Source organism: Pauljensenia sp. UMB3104, from assembly GCF_030217285.1.
Taxonomy (GTDB): domain Bacteria; phylum Actinomycetota; class Actinomycetes; order Actinomycetales; family Actinomycetaceae; genus Pauljensenia.
Genome location: NZ_JASONN010000021.1, coordinates 1 through 19453 on the forward strand (window position 1 = coordinate 1; position 19453 = coordinate 19453).

Annotated in this window: 15 protein-coding genes and 4 tRNA genes; 16 read left to right on the top strand and 3 right to left on the bottom strand. The window is 65.2% G+C overall.

The features are described 5' to 3' along the window. The first annotated feature begins 3 nt into the window (after nucleotides 1-3). Nucleotides 4-79, top strand: a tRNA-Glu gene (locus tag QP415_RS08825). Between the two features lie 157 nt (nucleotides 80-236). Beyond that, the gene (pulA, locus tag QP415_RS08830) at nucleotides 237-4325 is read left to right on the top strand and encodes a pullulanase-type alpha-1,6-glucosidase (protein ID WP_285099738.1); all 4089 of its coding nucleotides are present in this window, start codon (nucleotides 237-239) and stop codon (nucleotides 4323-4325) included. Nucleotides 4326-4406: 81 nt separating this feature from the next. Here the strand turns inward: pulA and QP415_RS08835 are convergent, their stop codons facing one another. Continuing rightward, entirely contained in the window at nucleotides 4407-5144 is a 738-nt protein-coding gene (locus tag QP415_RS08835) for an IclR family transcriptional regulator (protein WP_003793025.1), read from the bottom strand. A gap of 171 nt (nucleotides 5145-5315) precedes the next feature. On the opposite strand from QP415_RS08835, the gene leuC reads away from it, so the two are divergent. The 5 genes from leuC to QP415_RS08860 all read left to right on the top strand — a co-directional run bounded on the left by leuC (nucleotide 5316) and on the right by QP415_RS08860 (nucleotide 10588). Then, on the top strand, nucleotides 5316-6716 hold the full coding sequence (gene leuC, locus QP415_RS08840; protein ID WP_016461244.1) for a 3-isopropylmalate dehydratase large subunit: 1401 nt from the start codon (nucleotides 5316-5318) through the stop codon (nucleotides 6714-6716). A 72-nt stretch (nucleotides 6717-6788) separates the two neighbouring features. Continuing rightward, a complete protein-coding gene (gene leuD / locus QP415_RS08845; RefSeq protein ID WP_016461243.1) occupies nucleotides 6789-7421 on the top strand; it encodes a 3-isopropylmalate dehydratase small subunit in 633 nt (210 codons plus the stop codon). A gap of 68 nt (nucleotides 7422-7489) precedes the next feature. Continuing rightward, the gene (murA, locus tag QP415_RS08850; protein ID WP_016461242.1) at nucleotides 7490-8815 is read left to right on the top strand and encodes a UDP-N-acetylglucosamine 1-carboxyvinyltransferase; all 1326 of its coding nucleotides are present in this window, start codon (nucleotides 7490-7492) and stop codon (nucleotides 8813-8815) included. 4 nt (nucleotides 8816-8819) lie between these two features. Then, nucleotides 8820-9764 carry a diacylglycerol/lipid kinase family protein gene (locus tag QP415_RS08855; protein WP_285099756.1) on the top strand — a complete coding sequence of 315 codons (945 nt, stop codon included), beginning with the start codon at nucleotides 8820-8822 and terminating at the stop codon, nucleotides 9762-9764. 50 nt (nucleotides 9765-9814) lie between these two features. Next, nucleotides 9815-10588: a lysophospholipid acyltransferase family protein gene (locus QP415_RS08860; RefSeq protein WP_285099739.1), complete on the top strand. Its 774-nt coding sequence runs from the start codon at nucleotides 9815-9817 to the stop codon at nucleotides 10586-10588. Here the strand turns inward: QP415_RS08860 and QP415_RS08865 are convergent. Beyond that, entirely contained in the window at nucleotides 10585-11226 is a 642-nt protein-coding gene (locus QP415_RS08865; RefSeq protein ID WP_285099740.1) for an AMIN-like domain-containing (lipo)protein, read from the bottom strand. The two genes, QP415_RS08860 and QP415_RS08865, sit on opposite strands and share 4 nt — an antisense overlap. Nucleotides 11227-11290: 64 nt before the next feature. On the opposite strand from QP415_RS08865, the gene QP415_RS08870 reads away from it, so the two are divergent. From QP415_RS08870 to QP415_RS08895, 6 genes are all read left to right on the top strand, one after another. Beyond that, on the top strand, nucleotides 11291-12310 hold the full coding sequence (locus QP415_RS08870; protein WP_016461238.1) for an NAD(P)H-dependent glycerol-3-phosphate dehydrogenase: 1020 nt from the start codon (nucleotides 11291-11293) through the stop codon (nucleotides 12308-12310). 50 nt (nucleotides 12311-12360) lie between these two features. Continuing rightward, on the top strand, nucleotides 12361-13497 hold the full coding sequence (locus tag QP415_RS08875) for a D-alanine--D-alanine ligase family protein (RefSeq protein WP_285099741.1): 1137 nt from the start codon (nucleotides 12361-12363) through the stop codon (nucleotides 13495-13497). 52 nt (nucleotides 13498-13549) lie between these two features. Beyond that, nucleotides 13550-14467, top strand: coding sequence for an ATP-grasp domain-containing protein (locus QP415_RS08880; protein WP_048675249.1), 918 nt, complete (start codon nucleotides 13550-13552; stop codon nucleotides 14465-14467). 91 nt (nucleotides 14468-14558) lie between these two features. Beyond that, nucleotides 14559-14634 (top strand) — tRNA-His (locus tag QP415_RS08885). An 82-nt stretch (nucleotides 14635-14716) separates the two neighbouring features. After that, nucleotides 14717-15775 (top strand): NAD(P)-dependent alcohol dehydrogenase, encoded by a 1059-nt coding sequence (locus QP415_RS08890; protein ID WP_016461235.1) that lies wholly within the window; start codon nucleotides 14717-14719, stop codon nucleotides 15773-15775. A gap of 277 nt (nucleotides 15776-16052) precedes the next feature. Continuing rightward, on the top strand, nucleotides 16053-16997 hold the full coding sequence (locus QP415_RS08895; protein ID WP_285099742.1) for an Abi family protein: 945 nt from the start codon (nucleotides 16053-16055) through the stop codon (nucleotides 16995-16997). A 127-nt stretch (nucleotides 16998-17124) separates the two neighbouring features. Here the strand turns inward: QP415_RS08895 and QP415_RS08900 are convergent. Further along, a tRNA-Gly gene (locus QP415_RS08900) sits at nucleotides 17125-17198 on the bottom strand. A gap of 98 nt (nucleotides 17199-17296) precedes the next feature. Here QP415_RS08900 and QP415_RS08905 point away from each other — a divergent pair. The 3 genes from QP415_RS08905 (at nucleotide 17297) to tig (ending at nucleotide 19239) form a co-directional block, all read left to right on the top strand. Next, a tRNA-Pro gene (locus QP415_RS08905) sits at nucleotides 17297-17373 on the top strand. A 48-nt stretch (nucleotides 17374-17421) separates the two neighbouring features. After that, nucleotides 17422-17703: a hypothetical protein gene (locus QP415_RS08910; protein ID WP_016461232.1), complete on the top strand. Its 282-nt coding sequence runs from the start codon at nucleotides 17422-17424 to the stop codon at nucleotides 17701-17703. A 216-nt stretch (nucleotides 17704-17919) separates the two neighbouring features. Then, the gene (tig, locus tag QP415_RS08915; protein ID WP_285099743.1) at nucleotides 17920-19239 is read left to right on the top strand and encodes a trigger factor; all 1320 of its coding nucleotides are present in this window, start codon (nucleotides 17920-17922) and stop codon (nucleotides 19237-19239) included. Nucleotides 19240-19453 lie beyond the last annotated feature (214 nt).

The window sequence follows — 19453 nt, forward strand, 5'->3', positions numbered from 1 at the left end:
AAGGCCCCCATCGTCTAGCGGCCTAGGACGACGCCCTCTCACGGCGTTAACGCCGGTTCAAATCCGGCTGGGGGTACCAGTAACCTCGTCACCATTGCGGTGGCGAGGTTTTTTGTTAACCACTCGGTCCGCGTTTTGTCTTGTCCTTTGCAGAAAAGTTTCGGAACCGTTGCAGTATGTCTAACCTAGAATCAGCCCCCATGGGAGGGGACCGCTTTTAGACGAGGGAGTCTGTCGTGACATACCGACTCAACAGGACGACGCTGCGCCGAACGCTGGGCGTTGGTGCTGCAATTGCTGTGATGGGGGGTGTTGTGCCAGCCGCGTCGGCTGCCCCTGAGACGGATGCGTCAAACCAGGGCAGTGTGGCGACTACCGCCGATGCGGGAGGTGCGCAAGCGAGCGCGGACGTCCTGGTGACAATCCCCGGCAGCCATAACAAGGCGATGGGATGCGACGCCGATTGGGCGCCAGACTGCGCCAAGGCCGCGCTCACGCGTGACGCGACCGGCGTCTACAGTGCGACGTTCACGCTGCCCGCCGGTGACTACCAATACAAGGTCGCCGAGGGCGGCTCCTGGGATACGGCCTTCGGAGTCGGCGGAGCTGCGGGGGGAGCGAACATCTCCTACACGCTCAATGAAACGACGTCTGTGACCTTCTATTACGACCGTGCGACGCACCGCGTGTGGAATACGGCGACCGATCAGACGGTGACGCTGCCCGGTACGTTCCAGAAGGCGCTCGGCTGTTCGGACAACTGGCAGGCTCAGTGCCTGGCGCCTCTGTTGGAGCCGACGGGCGATGGCACATACACGTATTCCACCACCGCGTTGCCTGAAGGTGACTACGAGTTCAAGGTTGCCATCGGCGGATCCGACAACGAGAATTACGGGCAGGACGGCGCCGTCGGCGGCGCCAACTATCAGTTTGCAACGAAAGCGAACAAGCTCGTGACCTTCACCTACGATTCTTCGACGCACAAGGTTGCTATTGCCAGCGCTGATGCTCCGGTCGCCGGCAATGGTGAGCAGCGCGCCTACTGGGTGACCTCGAACATTCTCGCGTGGCCGACCTCCCTGCTTCCCGAGGGCGTGACGCGCGCGCAGGTGCTGGACGGTTCTGCGAAGCTGTCCTACGAACTGGTGACCGCCCCCGAGGGCGGCGCAGGACTGTCGGACGGTGCCGTCACCGGGGCCACGACGACCGCCCTGAGTGTGGCTGGCGATCTGCCCGCTGAAGTGACGACGGCGCATCCGAACCTCAACGGCTACATCGCGCTGAAGACGCCCATCGACGAGGCCGTGGCTCGCGAGGCCCTCACCGGTCAGATCGCGGTCGCCCAGAAGTCGGGGGAGAGCGTCAACGCTTTTACCGGCGTGCAGATCGCTCCTGTCCTCGACTCCCTGTACGCGGCGGCGGCCACCCAGGCCTCGTACGGCGTGAATTGGAACGAGGCGGGAAACCCGACGTTCGCGCTGTGGGCTCCCACGGCGAAGAGCGTGGCGCTGGTGTCGTGGAACACCTCGACGCCGAGCGGATCCGACGCTGATATCCAGGGTGATGGTCTGCGCACCGAAGCTGTGCGCGGCGACGACGGGCGTTGGAGCGTGGACAACGCCGCGGGCGAGATCCACGAGGGCGCGCAGTACCTGTGGGAGGTGAGCGTCTACGTGCCCGAAACGGGCAAGGTGGAGAAGAACCTCGTGACCGACCCCTACTCGGTGAGCCTGACCGTTGACTCGACCCGCTCGGTCGCCGTCAACATGAACAACCCCTCGATTGCACCCACCGTGTGGACGAACTCGAAGGCACCCGTCATTCAGGACGACGCCCAGCGCTCGATCTACGAGCTGCACGTGCGCGACTTCTCCGCTGCCGACACCACGGTGCCCGAGTACATGCGCGGCACCTACATGGCCTTCACGCAGTTCGAATCCAACGGCATGCGTCACCTGGACGAGCTGGCCCGCGCCGGCATGAACACGGTGCACCTGCTGCCCACCTTCGACATCGCGACGATCCCCGAGAAGCGCGCCGAGCAGAAGACGCCCGCAATCCCCGAGGATGCCGGCCCGGCGTCCGAGGAACAGCAGGCCGCGGTGTCCGCAGTGGCGGACCAGGATGCCTACAACTGGGGTTACGACCCGCTGCACTGGATGGCCCCCGAGGGCTCCTACGCGACGTCCTCGCATCAAAACGGTGGCGCGCGCGTGCGTGAATTCCGCTCCATGGTGGGCGGGCTGCACTCGATCGGCATGCAGGTGGTCCTCGACCAGGTGTACAATCACACGCCCGCGGCGGGACAGTCGGCCAGCTCCGTGCTTGACCGAGTCGTGCCCGGCTACTACCAGCGCCTCAACGCCTCTGGTGGCGTTGAGACCTCGACCTGCTGCTCGAACGTCGCGACCGAGAATGCGATGAGCGAGCACCTCATGATCGATTCGATGATCCACTGGGCGAAGTACTACCACGTCGATGGCTTCCGCTTCGATCTCATGGGGCACCACCCGGCCGCTGAGATGAAGCGCGCGAAGGAGGCCCTGAAGTCCCTGACGCTCGAGAAGGACGGTGTGGACGGGTCGCGCCTGTACATCTACGGCGAGGGCTGGAACTTCGGTGAGGTCGCGAACAACGCGCTGTTCACCCAGGCCACCCAGGGCCAGCTGGACGGCACCGGTATCGGCGCGTTCAACGACCGTCTGCGCGATGCCGTGCACGGCGGCGGTCCCTTCGACGAGGACCACCGCGTCTTCCAGGGCTTCGGTTCGGGCGCGTTCTCGGACTTCAACGGCCTCGACACCCGCTCGGAGGCGGAGCGTCGCGCCGACTACCTGCACCGCGTGGACCTGGTGAAGCTGGGCCTGGCGGGCAACCTGAAGGACTACACGTTGACCACCTACGACGGCAAAACCGTCTCGGGCGCCCAGCTGGACTACAACGGTCAGGGCGCGGGGTTTGCCTCCCAGCCTGCCGAGAACGTCAACTACGTGGATGCTCACGACAACGAGACGCTTTTCGACCTGGTCACCTACAAGATGCCCGCGGACGCCCCGATGGAGAACCGCGTGCGCATGTCGCTGATCAGCCAGGCCTCCGTGGCTCTGTCTCAGTCGCCCTCCTTCTGGGCATCGGGTACGGAGATGCTGCGTTCGAAGTCCCTGGACCGCGACTCCTACAACTCAGGCGATCACTTCAACGCGATCGATTGGTCCATGCGTGACAACGGCTTTGGTCGTGGTCTGCCCGTGAAGTCCAAGAACGGTGCGGCCTGGGATCACATGCGTCCGCTGCTGGAGAATCCCGATCTGAAGCCGAGCTCGGAGCAGATCGACACCTCCTCGGAGATCGCGATGGACTTCCTGCGTGTGCGTTCCTCCTCGCGCCTGTTCACGCTGGGCAGCGCCGACCTGATTCGCTCCAAGGTGACCTTCCCGAACTCGGGTGAGGGCGCCGTGGACGGGACGATCGTCATGCTCATCAACGACGAGGCCGGGGCGGGCAGCGACGTTGACGCAGCGCTCGACGGTGCTCTCGTCGTCTTCAACGCGACGGATAAGAACATGACGACGGCTGTTGATGGCCTGGCAGGGCGCGTCTTCAAGCTGCACGAGGCTCAGGCGAATGGCTCTGACGCGGTCGTTAAGGAGTCCTCCTTCGACGCGAAGACGGGTTCCGTGACGGTTCCGGCTCGCACGGTTGCCGTCTTCACGCAGGCGGCGGGCGACCGCATCGATCCGAACGCCAACCCGGCTTCGGACCCGGAGACTGCCCAGTGGGTCGCCTCCGGTGACGGCCGCTGGTGGCTGCGCTACACGGACGGAAGCTACCCCGCGAACGAGCGCGTCGTGCGCGGTGGCGTGACCTACTCCTTCGATGCCAGCGGCTGGATGAAGACCGGCTGGCAGCTCGAGGACGGCGCATGGCGCTACTACGCCCCGTCCGGCGCGATGGCGACCGGCTGGGCTGCCGTGGGCGGCACCTGGTACTACCTGGATCCCGATACCGGGGCCATGGAAACCGGCTGGCTCAAGGATGGCAACATCTGGTACTACCTGAATGGCAACGGTTCGATGGCCACCGGCTGGGTGAACCTGGGTGGCGCCTGGTACTACCTGAACGGTAACGGCACGATGGCCACCGGTTGGGCTGCCGTGGGCGGCTCCTGGTACTACCTGACGGAGTCGGGCCAGATGGCGATCGGATGGGTCAAGGACGGCGACAGCTGGTACTTCTGCCAGGCGTCGGGCGCCATGGCGACCGGGCGCGTCGTCATCGGCGGCACGGCCTACACCTTCGACCGTTCTGGTCGCTGGGTCGCGTAGCGGGAGAACCCTGAAACGGCGGGTGGGTCGGGACGATTCAATCGTCCCGGCCCACCCGTTTCTGTTGTTTGCGATTACGGCTTACAGGTCAGCGGCGTCTTCGACGGTGGAGAGGAACTCCGTGAGCCTGTTGGCGGCCGCCATGACGGAGGGGCCGTGCTGGCGTCCGGGCTGGCGACCCATGCGCTCGATGGGGCCGGAGATCGACAGGGCTGCGAGGACGCGGCCGGACGGGCCGCGAACGGGGGCGGACACGGAGGCGACGCCCGGCTCGCGCTCGCCCACGGACTGTGCCCAGCCGCGGCGGCGCACCTCGGAGAGCATGGTGGCGTTGAAAGACGCACCGTATAGGCCGCGGTGGAGGCGGTCGGGCTCTTCCCAGGCCAGCAGAACCTGAGCGGCGGAGCCTGCGCTCATGGAGAGCGTGGCACCCACGGGGATCGAGTCGCGCAGGCCCATCTCGCGTTCGGACGCGGCCACGCACACGCGGTAATCTCCCTGGCGGCGGAAGAGCTGGGAGGATTCCTTCGTGTGGTCGCGCAGCGCCTGGAGGACCGGCATGGATGCCTGGAGGAGGCGGTCTTCGCCGGCGGCGGAGGAGAGCTCCTGGAGGCGGGGGCCGAGGATAAAACGTCCCTGCATGTCGCGGGCGACCATGCGGTGGTATTCGAGGGCAACGGCCAGTCGGTGGGCGGTGGGGCGTGCGAGCCCCGTACTGGAAACGAGTTGGGCGAGGGTGGCGGGTCCTGCTTCAAGAGCGCTGAGAACCAGCGCAGCCTTGTCAAGAACGCCAACGCCACTGGATGTTTGCTCTTCCATACAACTATTTAATATCTCAGCTTTTGAGATAGCAAATTGCCGGATAGTGAAACAGGTCAAAGGTGCGTCCGAGACGTGAGATCAGCGGGTCGCATGGCGGATAAGGCGGTTCCATAGGTTGCGAAGTATGAATGACACCGTGTCTCCAAAGTGGAGGCCAGAGGAGGAACAATGAGCGGAACCATGGCAGAAAAGGTGTGGCGAGACCACATCGTGTCCAAGGGGGAGAACGGTGCCCCCGACCTGCTCTACATCGACCTCCACCTCGTGCACGAAGTGACGAGCCCCCAGGCATTCGAGGGCCTGCGCCTCGCCGGACGACAGGTTCGCCGCCCCGATCTGACGATTGCGACCGAGGATCACAACACGCCCACGGTCAACATCGACCTGCCCATCGCAGACATCACGAGCCGCACCCAGATCGACACCCTGCGCAAGAATGCCGAGGAGTTCGGTATTCGCCTGCATTCCCTGGGTGACGCCGACCAGGGCATCGTTCACGTCGTCGGCCCTCAGCTGGGCCTGACCCAGCCCGGCATGACCATCGTGTGCGGCGACTCCCACACCTCCACGCACGGCGCGTTCGGTGCACTGGCCTTCGGCATCGGCACCAGCCAGGTTGAGCACGTGCTCGCCACCCAGACCCTGCCGATGGCCCCCTTTAAGACCATGGCGATTACCGTCAACGGCTCCCTGCCTGAGGGATCGACGGCCAAGGACATCATCCTCGCTGTCATCGCTAAGATCGGCACCGGTGGCGGCCAGGGTTACGTCCTGGAATACCGCGGTCAGGCGATCCGCGAGCTCTCCATGGAGGGCCGCATGACGATTTGCAACATGTCGATCGAGGCCGGTGCCCGCGCCGGCATGATCGCCCCCGATCAGACGACCTTCGACTACATCAAGGGCCGCCCCCACGCCCCCGAGGGTGAGGACTGGGATCGCGCTGTCGAATACTGGTCCTCCCTCGCCTCCGATGAGGACGCTGTCTTCGACGCCGAGGTCATTCTCGAGGCTGCCGACATCGAGCCCTTCGTCACCTGGGGCACCAACCCCGGCCAGGGCGTGCCGCTCTCGGCCACCGTCCCCGCCCCCGAGGACTTCACCGACGAGACGGCCCGCGCGGCCGCCGAGCGTGCCCTCGAATACATGGACCTCAAGGCCGGCACCCCGATGCGCGAGATCGCCGTGAACACGGTCTTCATCGGCAGCTGCACGAACGGGCGCATCGAAGACTTGCGCGCCGCCGCCAGCGTCGTCAAGGGCCGCCGCAAGGCCGATGGAGTGCGCGTCATGGTCGTGCCCGGCTCTGCCCGCGTGCGCCTGCAGGCCGAGGCCGAGGGCCTCGACAAGATCTTCACCGACTTCGGCGCCGAATGGCGCAACGCCGGTTGCTCCATGTGCCTGGGCATGAACCCCGACACGATGAACGCGGGAGACCGTTCGGCCTCGACCTCCAACCGCAACTTCGAAGGCCGTCAGGGCAAGGGCAGCCGCACGCACCTGGTGTCCCCGCTCGTCGCGGCCGCCACCGCCGTACGAGGCACCCTGTCCTCCCCGGCCGACCTCTGACGCCCCTCCGCCACCCGACAGCGGGGGAGGGCCCCGGCCTCGTCCCCCACGGAAGAAAAGACTCAACCACCCATGGAAAAGTTCATCACCCACACCGGCATCGGCGTCCCGCTGCGCCGCTCCAACGTCGACACCGACCAGATCATCCCCGCCGTCTACCTCAAGCGCGTGACCCGCACGGGCTTCGAGGACGCTCTCTTCGCCGCCTGGCGTGGCGACCCGGAGTTCGTCCTCAACCAGGACGCCTACAAGAATGGATCCGTCCTCATTGCCGGACCTGACTTCGGCACCGGCTCCTCGCGTGAGCACGCCGTGTGGGCGCTCAAGGACTACGGCTTCCGCGTCGTCCTGGCCCCCAAGTTTGCCGATATTTTCCGCGGAAACTCCGGCAAGCAGGGCCTGGTCACCGGCATCATTTCCCAGGAGGACTGCGAGTCCCTGTGGAAGCTTCTCGAGGCCGAGCCCGGTACCGAGGTCACCGTCTCCCTCGAAGACAAGACCTGGCGCGCCGGTGCGATCTCGGGCACCTTCCAGATCGACGACTACGTGCGCTGGACCCTCATGGAGGGACTGGACGACATCGCCCTGACCTTGCGCCACGAGGACGAGATCGCGGCTTACGAAGCGGCGCGCCCCTCCTTCAAGCCGCGCACGCTGCCGGCGAAATTCCTGCCCAAGGAAGACGTCGTGTCCGCTCGCGACTGAACGCACTGCGCATACTGGCCCCTACCTAGCTAGAGTAGGGGCCAGTTACGTCATAGTGAGGAGCACTCATGTCATCGATCCTTCAGGTTGAGGGCGGCCATCCGCTGCGCGGTGAGATCACGGTGCGCGGCGCGAAAAACTTCGTCCCCAAGGCGATGGTTGCGTCGCTGCTCGCCGATACCCCTTCCGAGCTCTACAACGTGCCGCTGATCCGCGACACGGACGTGGTCTCGGACCTGCTGAGCCTGCACGGCGTCCAGATTGACTTCGATCAGGACCGTGGCACGCTGCGCATGGACCCCTCGAACGTCAAGATCGCTTCGCGCTCGGATATCGACACGCTCGCGGGTGCCTCGCGCATTCCGATTCTGTTTTGCGGCCCGCTGCTGCACCAGCTGGGCGAGGCCTTCATCCCCGAGCTGGGTGGATGCGCGATTGGTGGGCGTCCCATCGACTTCCACCTGGAGACGCTGCGCAAGTTCGGCGCGATCGTGGACAAGCAGCCCGACGGCGTGCACATCAAGCGTCCCGCTTCCGGCCTGCACGGCGCGATCATCGAGCTGCCGTTCCCGTCGGTGGGCGCGACCGAGCAGACCCTGCTCACGGCCGTGCGCAACGAGGGCATCACGACGCTGAAGGGCGCGGCCATCGAGCCGGAGATCCTCGACCTTATCAACGTCCTGCAGAAGATGGGCGCGATCATCTCGGTGGACACGGACCGCACCATCCGTATCGAGGGCGTGGCGAAGCTGACCGGCTACCGTCACACGGCCCTGCCGGATCGTATCGAGGCCGCCTCGTGGGCCGCGGCCGCCCTGGCTACCCGCGGCGACATCTACGTGCGCGGCGCTCACCAGCCCGACATGACGACGTTCCTCAACACCTTCCGGAAGGTGGGCGGCGCCTTCGATATCGACGCCGACGGCATCCGCTTCTACCACCCGGGTGAGCCGCTGCACTCGATCGCCCTGGAGACCGCCGTACACCCGGGCTTCATGACGGACTGGCAGCAGCCCCTCGTCGTGGCGCTCACTCAGGCCGAGGGCCTGTCGATCGTGCATGAGACCGTCTACGAGAACCGTTTCGGCTTCACCGAGGCGCTGCGCAAGATGGGCGCGAACATTCAGGTCTACCGCGAGTGCTTGGGTGGGACCCCCTGCCGTTTCGGCCAGAAGAACTACTACCACTCGGCCGTCATCTCGGGTCCGACCCCGCTGCACAGCGCGGATATTGAGGTTCCGGATCTGCGCGGTGGTTTCTCGCACCTGATCGCAGCCCTGACCGCGACGGGCACGTCCACCGTGTCGGGTATCGACGTGATTTCGCGCGGCTACGAGCACTTCACGCGCAAGCTCCATCAGCTGGATGCGCGCGTGCGTTACCTGGACGCCTGAGATCATGGGCGCATCGGGCGCGCGACGCAGCATCTTGTTGCTGGTCTCGTCGATGTCGGCGGGCGGGCGCAGCGTGCGCCTGGGCCCGCGCATCGTGCGTATCCTGCGCGGCGGCGGCTGGGAGGTCGCGGTTCGCCTGACGACTCCGGGTGACGACCCGGCGGTGATCGCTGGTGGGGTTGTGGCGGGTTCGATCGTCGCGGCCTTGGGCGGGGACGGGTACCTGAGCGCGGTTGCGCGCGGGTGCCACGAGTCCGACGCGATTTTCGCCCCACTGCCGGGCGGGCGCGGTAACGACCTGTGCCGCGCGCTGGGAATTGGTACGGATCCGCTGGCCCGCGCACGCTCCTTGGCGCGCCTCGGCTTCACGTCCGACGAGGCCGGAGCGCTCTCCTCCGATTCCCTGACCTCCCGGGTGCGTCCTCTGGACGGCATGTGGGTGCGCTCGCGTGAGGGCGTGCGCCTCGCCCTCGGGGTCGTGTCGATCGGTCTGGATGCTCGCGCGAACATTCTCGCCAACGAGTCTTCGCTGACGTCTGGACCGCTGGCCTACGGCTACGGGGCGTTTGCCGCCCTGGCCTCGCACGAACCCACCGACATTGTGGCGACCGTGGATGGGCGCGAGCGCAACATGAGTGGGTGGATCGCGTCGGTGTCTAATTCGGGGCGTTTCGGCGGCGGTATCACCCTGGTGGACTCCTCCGACATGAACGACGGCATTCTCGAGGTGTGCCACGTGGGGCCCCTGCCTATGTCTCGCGCTCTGCCGGTGCTCGCCAGTGTCGTTGCCGGACGGGCGAAGACGCATCCCGCCATTGACGTGGAAAGTGCGCGCGTCGTCTCTTTCGCGGCGCCCGCGGGAACCATCGCTATGGCGGATGGGGACCGTGTCGCCTCGATTCCCTTCACCGTGGATGTTGCCCCGGGAGTCGTCTCCGTCCTCGTGTGAGGTCGATGCGGGCGTGGGCGCCGGTGGAGTGGTCCCCGTAGAATGAAGCCATGAGTGCTGTCTCCGGCTTTTACACCTTCGCGAAGGGCGTCCTGACGCCCATCATGACGCCCTGGATCAAGTTCACCGTGAGCGGTGAAGAGAATCTTCCCACCGAGGGCGGCTTTCTCCTGGTCCCCAACCACCTGTCCAACGTCGACCCGCTGTGCCTGTGCTGGTACTTCATGAAGCGCGACACCGCCGTGCGCTTCCTCGCGAAAAAGTCGATGTTCTCCGTCCCGGTCTTCGGCTGGATCATTAAGGGCATGGGGCTGATTCCCGTTAACCGCGACTCCAACCCCTCCGCCGTCCTAGCCCCCACTCGCGAGGCCTTGAAAGCCGGTGAGGTCGTCGGTATCTTCCCCGAAGGCACGCTCACGCGCGACCCCGACCAGTGGCCGATGGAGTTCAAGTCCGGCGCCGCCCGCCTGGCCCTCGACACGGGCGTGCCCGTCATCCCCGTCTCACAGTGGGGACCGCAGGACATCATGGCCCCCTACAACGCCAAGGGCATCGACATGCGCCCGGGGCGCCCCGTTTCCTACCACTTCGGTGAGCCGGTCGACCTCTCCGACCTGATGAGTCCCGCCGGGTCCGAGGACCACGAGGCCGTCAACGAGGCGACCAAGCGCATCAGCGACGCCGTTCGCGCGGGCGTGGGCAAGCTGCGTGGCTTGCCCGTTCCTGACAAGGTCTGGGATCCAACCACGCAGGCCGGACCCTGGTGGGAGGAAGAACTCGCCAAAAAGGCAAAGAAAGCGAAGAAAGCCCGCAAGAAGGGCTAATCGCGGATATCGATCACCATGCGCACCGGATTGGATAGGAACCCAATCTGGAACTCGCGCGCGGTCGGCGCGCCGATGACGACGTGCGTGTTGTCCTCGAAGGAGCCGTCCGAGACGATATCAAGGTCCCCGGCGCGCGTATGCGTCCCGCTCGGGTAGGCGGTGTTGGAGGCCGTCATGGGGGTGCCGTCGATGACCAGATCCAGGACCGCTCCTCCCTCTACCTGGATGGGCAGGCCTCGGCCCTGTTCGACGGCCTCATCCGCCCAGGCCGCACTCCATACCCCCGGCGTTCCCTCGCCCGAAAACTCCAACACCACGCGCGTGAACCCCTCGTGCGTCGCCGCGCGGATCGCGGTGAGCGCCAGGGCCTTGGCCGGATCATCCGAGCGCACCGGCGGCAACCCCTCCACACTCGACATCCAGTTGTCCGCGTTGATTGGCCGCGTGCTGTCAAGCCCCGGCTCAGCAGCGGGAGCGTCGCTCGTGGACGCGGACTCGGACGGCGTGGGGGAGTGGGAGGCACCCGACGAGGCTGGAGCTGACTGAGGTGCATCGGTGCGGGCCCCGGGCGTGCATGCGCCGAGTAAGAGCGCACAGGCGGCTGCGCTCGCGGCGAGAGATCGGCGGTGAGACACAGTTCCTCCTGGTAACAGTCGGTTGATTCAATCCTAGTAGAATGGCCTTGACAAGGAGGTCTCGATGACTTTGGCAACAGCAGCCGTTCTGGGAACGGGCGCATGGGGCACGACGTTCGCGCAGGTGCTCGCCGACGCGGGTGTGGACGTGACCATGTGGGGGCGCAACGCCGACACCATCTCGTTCATCAACGGGGGAGAGAACCCGACGTACCTGCCGGGCATCGCGCTGTCGGATCGCATCAGTGCGACCGCCGAGATTACCGAGGCCGTGGCCGGGCGTGAGCTCGTCGTCGTCGCCGTGCCCGTCAAGGCCGTGCGCGCCACCCTGAGTGCCGCCCGCGAGGCTTTTGCGCCCGGCGTCGCCCTACTGTCCCTGGCCAAGGGCCTCGAGCTCGGCTCCCTCAAGCGCGTCGACGAGATTATCGCCGAGGCCTCGGGCGTGCCAGCCTCTCGCATCGCGGTCCTGTCTGGCCCGAATCTGTCGCGCGAGATTGCGGAGCGTCAGCCCACGGCGACGGTCGTCGCGGCGTCAGACGTGGAGCTCGCCAAGGAGATCGCGAAGGCCTGCCATAACTCCTACTTCCGCCCCTACGTGTCTACCGACGTTGTGGGCACCGAGATGGCGGGCGCTACCAAGAACGTCATCGCTGTCGCTATCGGCGCGGCCGAGGGCATGGGGCTCGGTATTAACACGCGCTCGACCCTCATCACCCGCGGCCTGGCCGAGATGACGCGACTGGGTACCGCACTCGGCGCGGACCCCGCGACCTTCGCGGGCCTGTCCGGCATCGGCGACCTCGTCGCCACGTGTTCATCGCGGCTCTCGCGTAACTTCTCTCTCGGCCACCGCCTCGGCTCCGGCATGGGCCTGGCCGAGGCCCTGGCGTTGTCCCCGGGCGTCGTCGAGGGCGTTGCCTCGGCCGCCCCGATCCTGCAGGTCGCCGCCTCCGTGGGAGTCGACATGCCGATCACGGGTGCCGTCGTCGAGGTTGTTGAGGGGCGGGCGAGCATCGAGGACATGGGCCGTATGCTGCTGGCACGCCCGCAAAAGATGGACGGCTGGAAAATCGAGCTCGTCTGAACGGTGTGCACGCGGGCGACAGATGCCTTCCGCGCGGTAGTCTTGGACCCATGACTGCAATTTCTCGTCCTCGTGTCCTCATCGTTTTTGGTGGACGCTCCTCCGAGCACGAAATCTCCTGCTCGACCGCCGCCGGCATCCTCACCGCCATTGACCGCACCAAGTGGGATGTCATCCCGCTGGGCATCACGCGTGACGGCCAGTGGGTGCGCGTCGCCGACGACCCGTCGGCGCTGGCGTTCAAGGACGGGAAGGGTCAGTCCGTGACCGCGGGATCCACCCGTGTCGCCCTGACCCCGGGCGAGGGAAACCTCGTCGAGCTGACGTACGAGGGTGACCCGGACGCGCCGGATTCACGTGTCGTCGGCGTGGAGGACCTGGGGCACGTGGACATCGTCTTCCCGCTCCTGCACGGCCCCTACGGCGAGGACGGCACCATCCAGGGCCTCTTCGAGATGGCGGGTGTGCGCTACGTGGGCTGCGGCGTGACCTCCTCGGCGGTCTCGATGGACAAGCATCTGACCAAGACCGTGCTCGCGGCCGCGGGTATTGACGTGGGCCACTGGGAGCTGGTCACGGCTCGTCAGTGGGAGGCTGACGCTTCCGCGTGCATGGACCGCATTGAGCGCCTCGGATTCCCCGTCTTCGTCAAGCCCTGCCGCGCCGGCTCCTCCGTCGGCATCTCGCGCGTCACCTGCCGCGAGGACCTGCCTGTGGCCATCAAGGAGGCCGCGAACCACGACCCGCGCATCATCGTCGAGGCCTCGATCTCCGGCCGCGAGGTCGAGTGCGGTGTCCTCGGATCGCGCTCCGACTGGCGTAGCGGCACCGCGCCCCTGGGTGAAATCGTCATCCCCGAGGGCGAGTTCTACGACTACGAGCACAAGTACGTCGACGATGTCGTGGGCCTGTCCTGCCCGGCCGATGTGTCGCCTGAGTACGCCGATCGCATCCGTGAGACCGCGTGGCGTGCCTTCGATGCGCTCGAATGCGAGGGCCTGGCGCGCGTCGACTTCTTCCTCGACGAGGCCACCGACACCGTCATCATCAACGAAGTGAACACGATGCCCGGTTTCACCCCCATCTCGATGTACCCGCAGATGTGGGCGGCCGCCGGCGTCTCCTACTCGGATCTGCTGACCGAACTTCTCACCGAGGCAGCGCAGCGCCCGCTCGGCCTGCGCTGAGTTCCCAGCCACTGCCTCGTTAATTCCTTAACCCCACGATAGAAAGATAACTATGACGGCTCACCCCAAAGTCACGCTGGTGACCTGCTCGTCCATGCCCCACCTGTTCCCCGGCGAGGAGGGTCTGCTCGATGAGCTGGCGTCGCGCGGTTGCGACCCCCAGATCAAGGTGTGGAACGATCCCGACGTCGACTGGTCCGAGGCCGGCATGGTCGTCGTGCGCTCCGTGTCCGACTACGCGAGCGACCGTCAGGCCTTCCTCGACTGGACCCGTCAGCTGACTCGCGTGCAAAACTCCAAGGACGTGCTCAACTGGAACACGGATAAGCACTACCTGAGGGATCTGGCAGCTCTCGGTATGCCGACGATTCCCACGAATTGGCTCGAGCCCGAGCAGAAGCTCTCCAAGCACCAGATCCACACGCGTTTCCCGGCTTTCGGCGAGTTCGTCGTCAAGCCCGCGGTCTCCTCCGGCGTGCGCGACATCGGCCGCTACACGACCGTGGACACGCGCCAGCGCCAGGCCGCCATGCGCCAGGTGCAGGGGCTGCTGGGCAACGGCCGCTCGGTCATGCTCCAGCGCTATGTTGAGGAAATCGACCTGCACGGCGAGATCTCGCTCGTCTTCTTCAACGGACTGGTCTCCCACGCCGTCGAGAAGCGCTCGGCCCTGCACCCTGCCTCCGTCACCAACCCGGAGATGCACGAGGCCGTGGTGACCGCCGAAGCCGCTGACTCGGTCGCGTGGCAGTGGGGCGAGGAAATTCGCCGCGTCCTGCACGGCTACGTGCGCTCCCGCCTGGGCCATGATGAGCAGTTCCTGTTCAACCGCGTGGACCTGGTTCCCGACGGTAAGGGCTCCTTCCTGGTCATGGAGGTCTCCCTCGTGGACGCGGACCTGTACCTGGGTGCCACCCCCCACGCGCTCGGTAATTTCGCCGACGCAATCTCCGCTCGCGCCCACTGGTGACGCACGCCACCGCCGTGAGGGTAGTGCTCGAGTTTTCAATCTCGGATGGGTAGTGCTAAGCTCTATCCGTTGCCTTCATGGCGACACGATGGTGGCTGTAGTTCAGTTGGTAGAGCACCTGGTTGTGGTCCAGGACGTCGCGGGTTCGAGTCCCGTCAGCCACCCCATTGCCCCGGCGCTAGTGCGCCGGGGTTTTTGTTTCTGCTGTATGCTTGTAGCATCCTCATTTGACCGGACAAAGGAGTTGTCATGCCCCGCGTGATCGCCTATGGATGCGACGATGCCACCACCCAGTTCCACCCCCTGCAGATCGACATTCGCGAGCCCGGCGAGGGTGAGATCTACTTCGATGTCGCCTATGCGGGCATCTGCCACTCCGATATTCACTCTGCCCGCGGCGAGTGGGGTCCCGTCGTCTACCCCCTCGTGCCCGGCCACGAGTTCGTCGGCACCGTCGCCAAGGTCGGCCCCGGCGTCACCAAGTTCAAGGTGGGGGACCGCGTGGGCGTCGGCTGCCTGGTTGGATCCTGCGGCTCCTGCGAGATGTGCGAATCCGGCTACGAGCAGTGGTGCACCTCGACGCCGGGCACCCTGTGGACCTACCGCGCCGACGCCGACGGAAACCCGACGACCGGCGGCTACTCGCGCGGCTTCACCGTGCGCGAGGACTTCGCGCTGCACATCCCGTCCGAACTGGACTTTGCGGCTTGCGCGCCCCTCCTGTGCGCCGGTATCACCACCTACTCCCCGCTCAAGCACTATCAGGTGGGACCCGGCTCGCGCGTGGCTATCCTCGGCATGGGCGGCCTCGGGCACGTGGGCGTGCAGATCGCCAAGGCCATGGGCGCGGACGTCTCCGTTATCTCTCACGGCCGCTCCAAGGAAGCCGACGCCCGCCGCTTCGGTGCCGACCACTTCTACGCGACCAGCGAAGAGGGGACCCTCGAATCGCTGCGTGGATCCTTCGACCTCATCCTGTGCACCGTGTCCGCCGACGGCCTCGACTACGCCGGATACATGGCCGCCCTGCGCCCCTACGGTGTCTTCGTCGACGTGGGCCTACCCACCGAGCCCGTCTCCCTGCCGCTGCGCGCCTTCGTCAACGGCGGCAAGTCCTTCGCGGGCTCCCAGATCGGCGGCATCGCCGAAACCCAGGAGATGCTGGACTTCTGCGCCGAGCACGGCGTCATCCCGCAGGTCGAAATGATCACCGGCGAGGAGATCACCGAGGCCTACAACAACGTCGTCGCCTCGCGCGTGCGCTACCGCTACGTCGTCGACACCTCCACGTTCCCCGAGACCGCGTGAGCGTGAGGATCTCACGGGAAAGCCCCGGGCCGAGTGGCCCGGGGCTTTCCCATCCTCTGGTGATACCCTGTCCGGACAATCCTGTACCAGTCGGTATCATCTACCTGTGTTCTGGTGTTGATTCGTACCGTGTCGAGGCTAACCAGAGATCGTGCAGCACCTACTTGCCCATAGAGGGGGAGTGTTGTAACCTTGCAGTAACAGATCCCCGGTCAGGCCTCTTGCGTCAGCAATGCACAAATGACCGGGGCCATTTTTATCAGCGAGGATGCTGTCGATGCAGAAAGATTGGCTCAGCTTCGATGATCAGCTGGAACTGCTCGCGGGGCGTGGTATGTGTATCGAGGATGAGTGCACTGCTGTTCAGGTTTTGTCTTGTGTCAGCTACTACAGGCTCTCGGGGTACTTCCGTTACTGGCAGAAGGACCCAGAGTATGGTGACAACAACTTCATTCCGGGAACCAGCTTTAGTCGGATTTATCAGCTGTATGTGGCAGAGCGGGCACTCGCCACTGCGTGTCAAGATCTATTGGCCACGTGTGAAATCGTCCTACGAACGCGGTTCGCTTACCACTACGGAACACGTGTCGGTCCCGTTGGAACTTTTGCTCGGGGCGTTGGCTTCACGACTCCGCCATCCGAGAAAATCGCTCGTGTCGATGACCGGATTTTGTCCGACCTTGGCCGCAGTACAGATGCTTTTATTGCGCACTACCGCGACGAAAACAAAGAAGGTGCGATGTATCTACCCGCGTCCTATGACAGGATGCCGATATGGGTCGCAGTGGAGGTACTGAGCTTTGGGTGCCTGTCTCGCATGATCACGGCCTCCGGAGAGTCTGGAGTTCTTGATGACATGGCAGAGTCTCTGAATACCTCGCGCGCTGTCCTTCCCTCACAAGTTCGTTCCTTCGTGTACTTGCGTAATCGGTGTTCACACTACGGCAGACTCTGGAATACAGCTGTGACAGATGAGCCGGCTATGCAGAAGAACACCAGGCGCAGGATACAACGAACGTATCGCCCCTTCGATAAACACTCGTCCTATCAGATTCTCGCCGCTCTCCATGATCTAGCGACTCGTGCTGGGCTCCGTGAAGACTGGCTTGGAACCGTCATTGAACCCTTGCTACAGGCGAATCCTTTGCTTGCGTACGGCATTGCGACGCCTAGGAAATACGGGGAAATGTCGCGCGAGGTTCTGATCGACGCACACTTGTGATCGTCGTGATGGGCTGGTGTCAGCGCAACCGCTACGTCGTCGACACCTCCACGTTCCCCGAGACCGCGTGAGCGTGAGGATCTCACGCGAAAGCCCCGGGCCGAGTGGCCCGGGGCTTTCCCAATGCTGGAGCGGATGACGGGAATCGAACCCGCGTGATCTGCTTGGAAGGCAGAGGCTCTACCATTGAGCTACATCCGCGTACCCCCGGAGGGGACACGAAGATCCTAGCGGTTATTGTCCACGTGCGCGACATTTAAACTCTCCTCCCGTATGATGGGGCAGCGGACAGTAGTCCACGGGGTGTAGCGCAGCTTGGTAGCGCATCTGCTTTGGGAGCAGAGGGTCGCAGGTTCAAATCCTGTCACCCCGACCATCGGCGGCCAGCGTGCCGCCGTTTTTCACGCCAACCAGGGGAGTGGCCATGCCGTCCTATCGCACCATCATGACGGTCACCACCCTCGCGCCCGGCCGGGCCCCCGAAGAAGTCGAGGCCGCCGCACGATCCGTCACCCGGCTCGAATCCTGGGACATCGCCATCGCCTCCGGCCAGCCGCGCGTCACCGCGCGCTTCACCGCAACAGATGACGCCGAGGCCCGAGCTATCCACCGCGAGATCACCACCGCCGTGCGCCTCGTCGCCGACGTGCCCCGCGCCCGCCTGGCCGCCGTCGTGCGAGGGCGCTCCCACTACCTCGCCCCCTGAGCGTGCCCTTGAGCGTGGGCGGTGCCGGCCTCGTCAATGGGGGAGCGGAGCCCGCTGGTATGTGGCGTTGCGCACTTGAAGTGGCCGTAGAGGGGTGGATATGCCCACTAATGCCCCGCGAATGAGGACATCAGCGGGGTCGTGGCGTACACTAAGCGAGTTGTTATGCGCCCGAAATGGGCGTTCCCGAATTCGTAGACTACGGAGCGTACGCACGTGAAGAGCACCGTTGAAACCCTCGAGCCCACCAAGGTTCGTCTGACCGTTGAGGTTCCCTTCGAGGAACTGAAGTCCGAAATGGACAAGGCGTACAAGGAGATCGCCGGACAGGTCAACATCCCCGGCTTCCGTAAGGGCCACGTGCCTCCGCGCATCATCGACCAGCGCTTCGGCCGCGCCGCCGTCATCGAGCAGGTCGTCAACCAGGTCCTGCCCGGCTACTACTCCGACGCCGTCAACGAGAACGACCTGCGCCCCATGGCTCAGCCCACCGTCGACGTCACCGAGATCCCCAACGTGACCGGCCCCCAGGGCGGCCAGCTCGTCTTCACCGCCGAGGTTGACGTCGTCCCCGCCTTCGAGCTGCCCGAGATCGACGAGAAGCTCGTCGTCGAGGTCGAGCCCACCGAGGTCACCGAAGAGGACGTCGAGAAGGAACTCGAGGACCTGCGCGGCCGCTTCGCCACCCTCAAGACCATCAACCGCAAGGCCAAGACCGGTGACTTCGCGACCATCGACCTGGTCGCCACCATCGACGGCAAGCAGGTTGACTCCGCCTCCGACGTCTCCTACGAGATCGGCTCCGGCTCCATGCTCGACGGCCAGGACACCGCCCTGCGCGGCACCAAGGCCGGCGAAGAGGTCACCTTCACCTCCAAGCTCAAGGGCGGCGACCACGAGGGCGAAGAGGCCGAGGTGACCATCACCATCAAGGCCATGAAGACCCGCGAGCTGCCCAAGGCTGACGACGACTTCGCTCAGATGGTCTCCGAGTTCGACACCATCGACGAGCTTAAGGAAGACCTGAAGAAGCAGGCCGCCCAGTCCAAGGAGTCCCAGCAGGCCCTCGCCGCGCGCGACGCCCTCATCGATCTCCTCCTGGACAAGGTCGAGATCGTCCTGCCCGAGTCCGCGGTCGATCACCAGGTCGAGCACCGCGTCGGCGAGGACGCCAAGCCCAAGGCCAAGAAGGAAGCCCGCGAGGCCGTCGAGAAGGAAATGCGCACCGAGCTGCTCTCCGAGGCCCTGGCCAAGAAGTTCGACGTGCAGGTCTCCCAGCAGGAGCTGATCGACTACGCGATCCAGATGTCGCAGAACTTCGGCATCGACATCAACCAGCTGTTCTCCTCCTCCCAGCAGATGGCCAACGTCGTGGCCGACCTGGGTCGCTCCAAGGCCCTCATCGAGGCCCTGAAGGTCGTCACCGTCAAGGACACCAACGGTGCCGACGTCGACCTGAGCAAGTTCTTCGGCACCGATCCCGCCACCGAAGAGGGCGCGGAGATCATCACCGAGGTTGCCGACGAGCAGGAGTGAACCGCGGCGGGTGAGCCCGCTGACGAGTGACTAACTCTCACCTGAGGGGGTGGGGCGAGAGCCTCACCCCCTCAGTGCATGTGTTGCGTATATACACCGAGTGGGTGTGTCGGATGCATGTGCCGACAGCGAAACGACGGCCCGGCGCGCGCACGAGCGGGCACGCAGCGGGTACGGTTGACATCAATGGGGCCGCCTGGGCCCGCGAACAGAC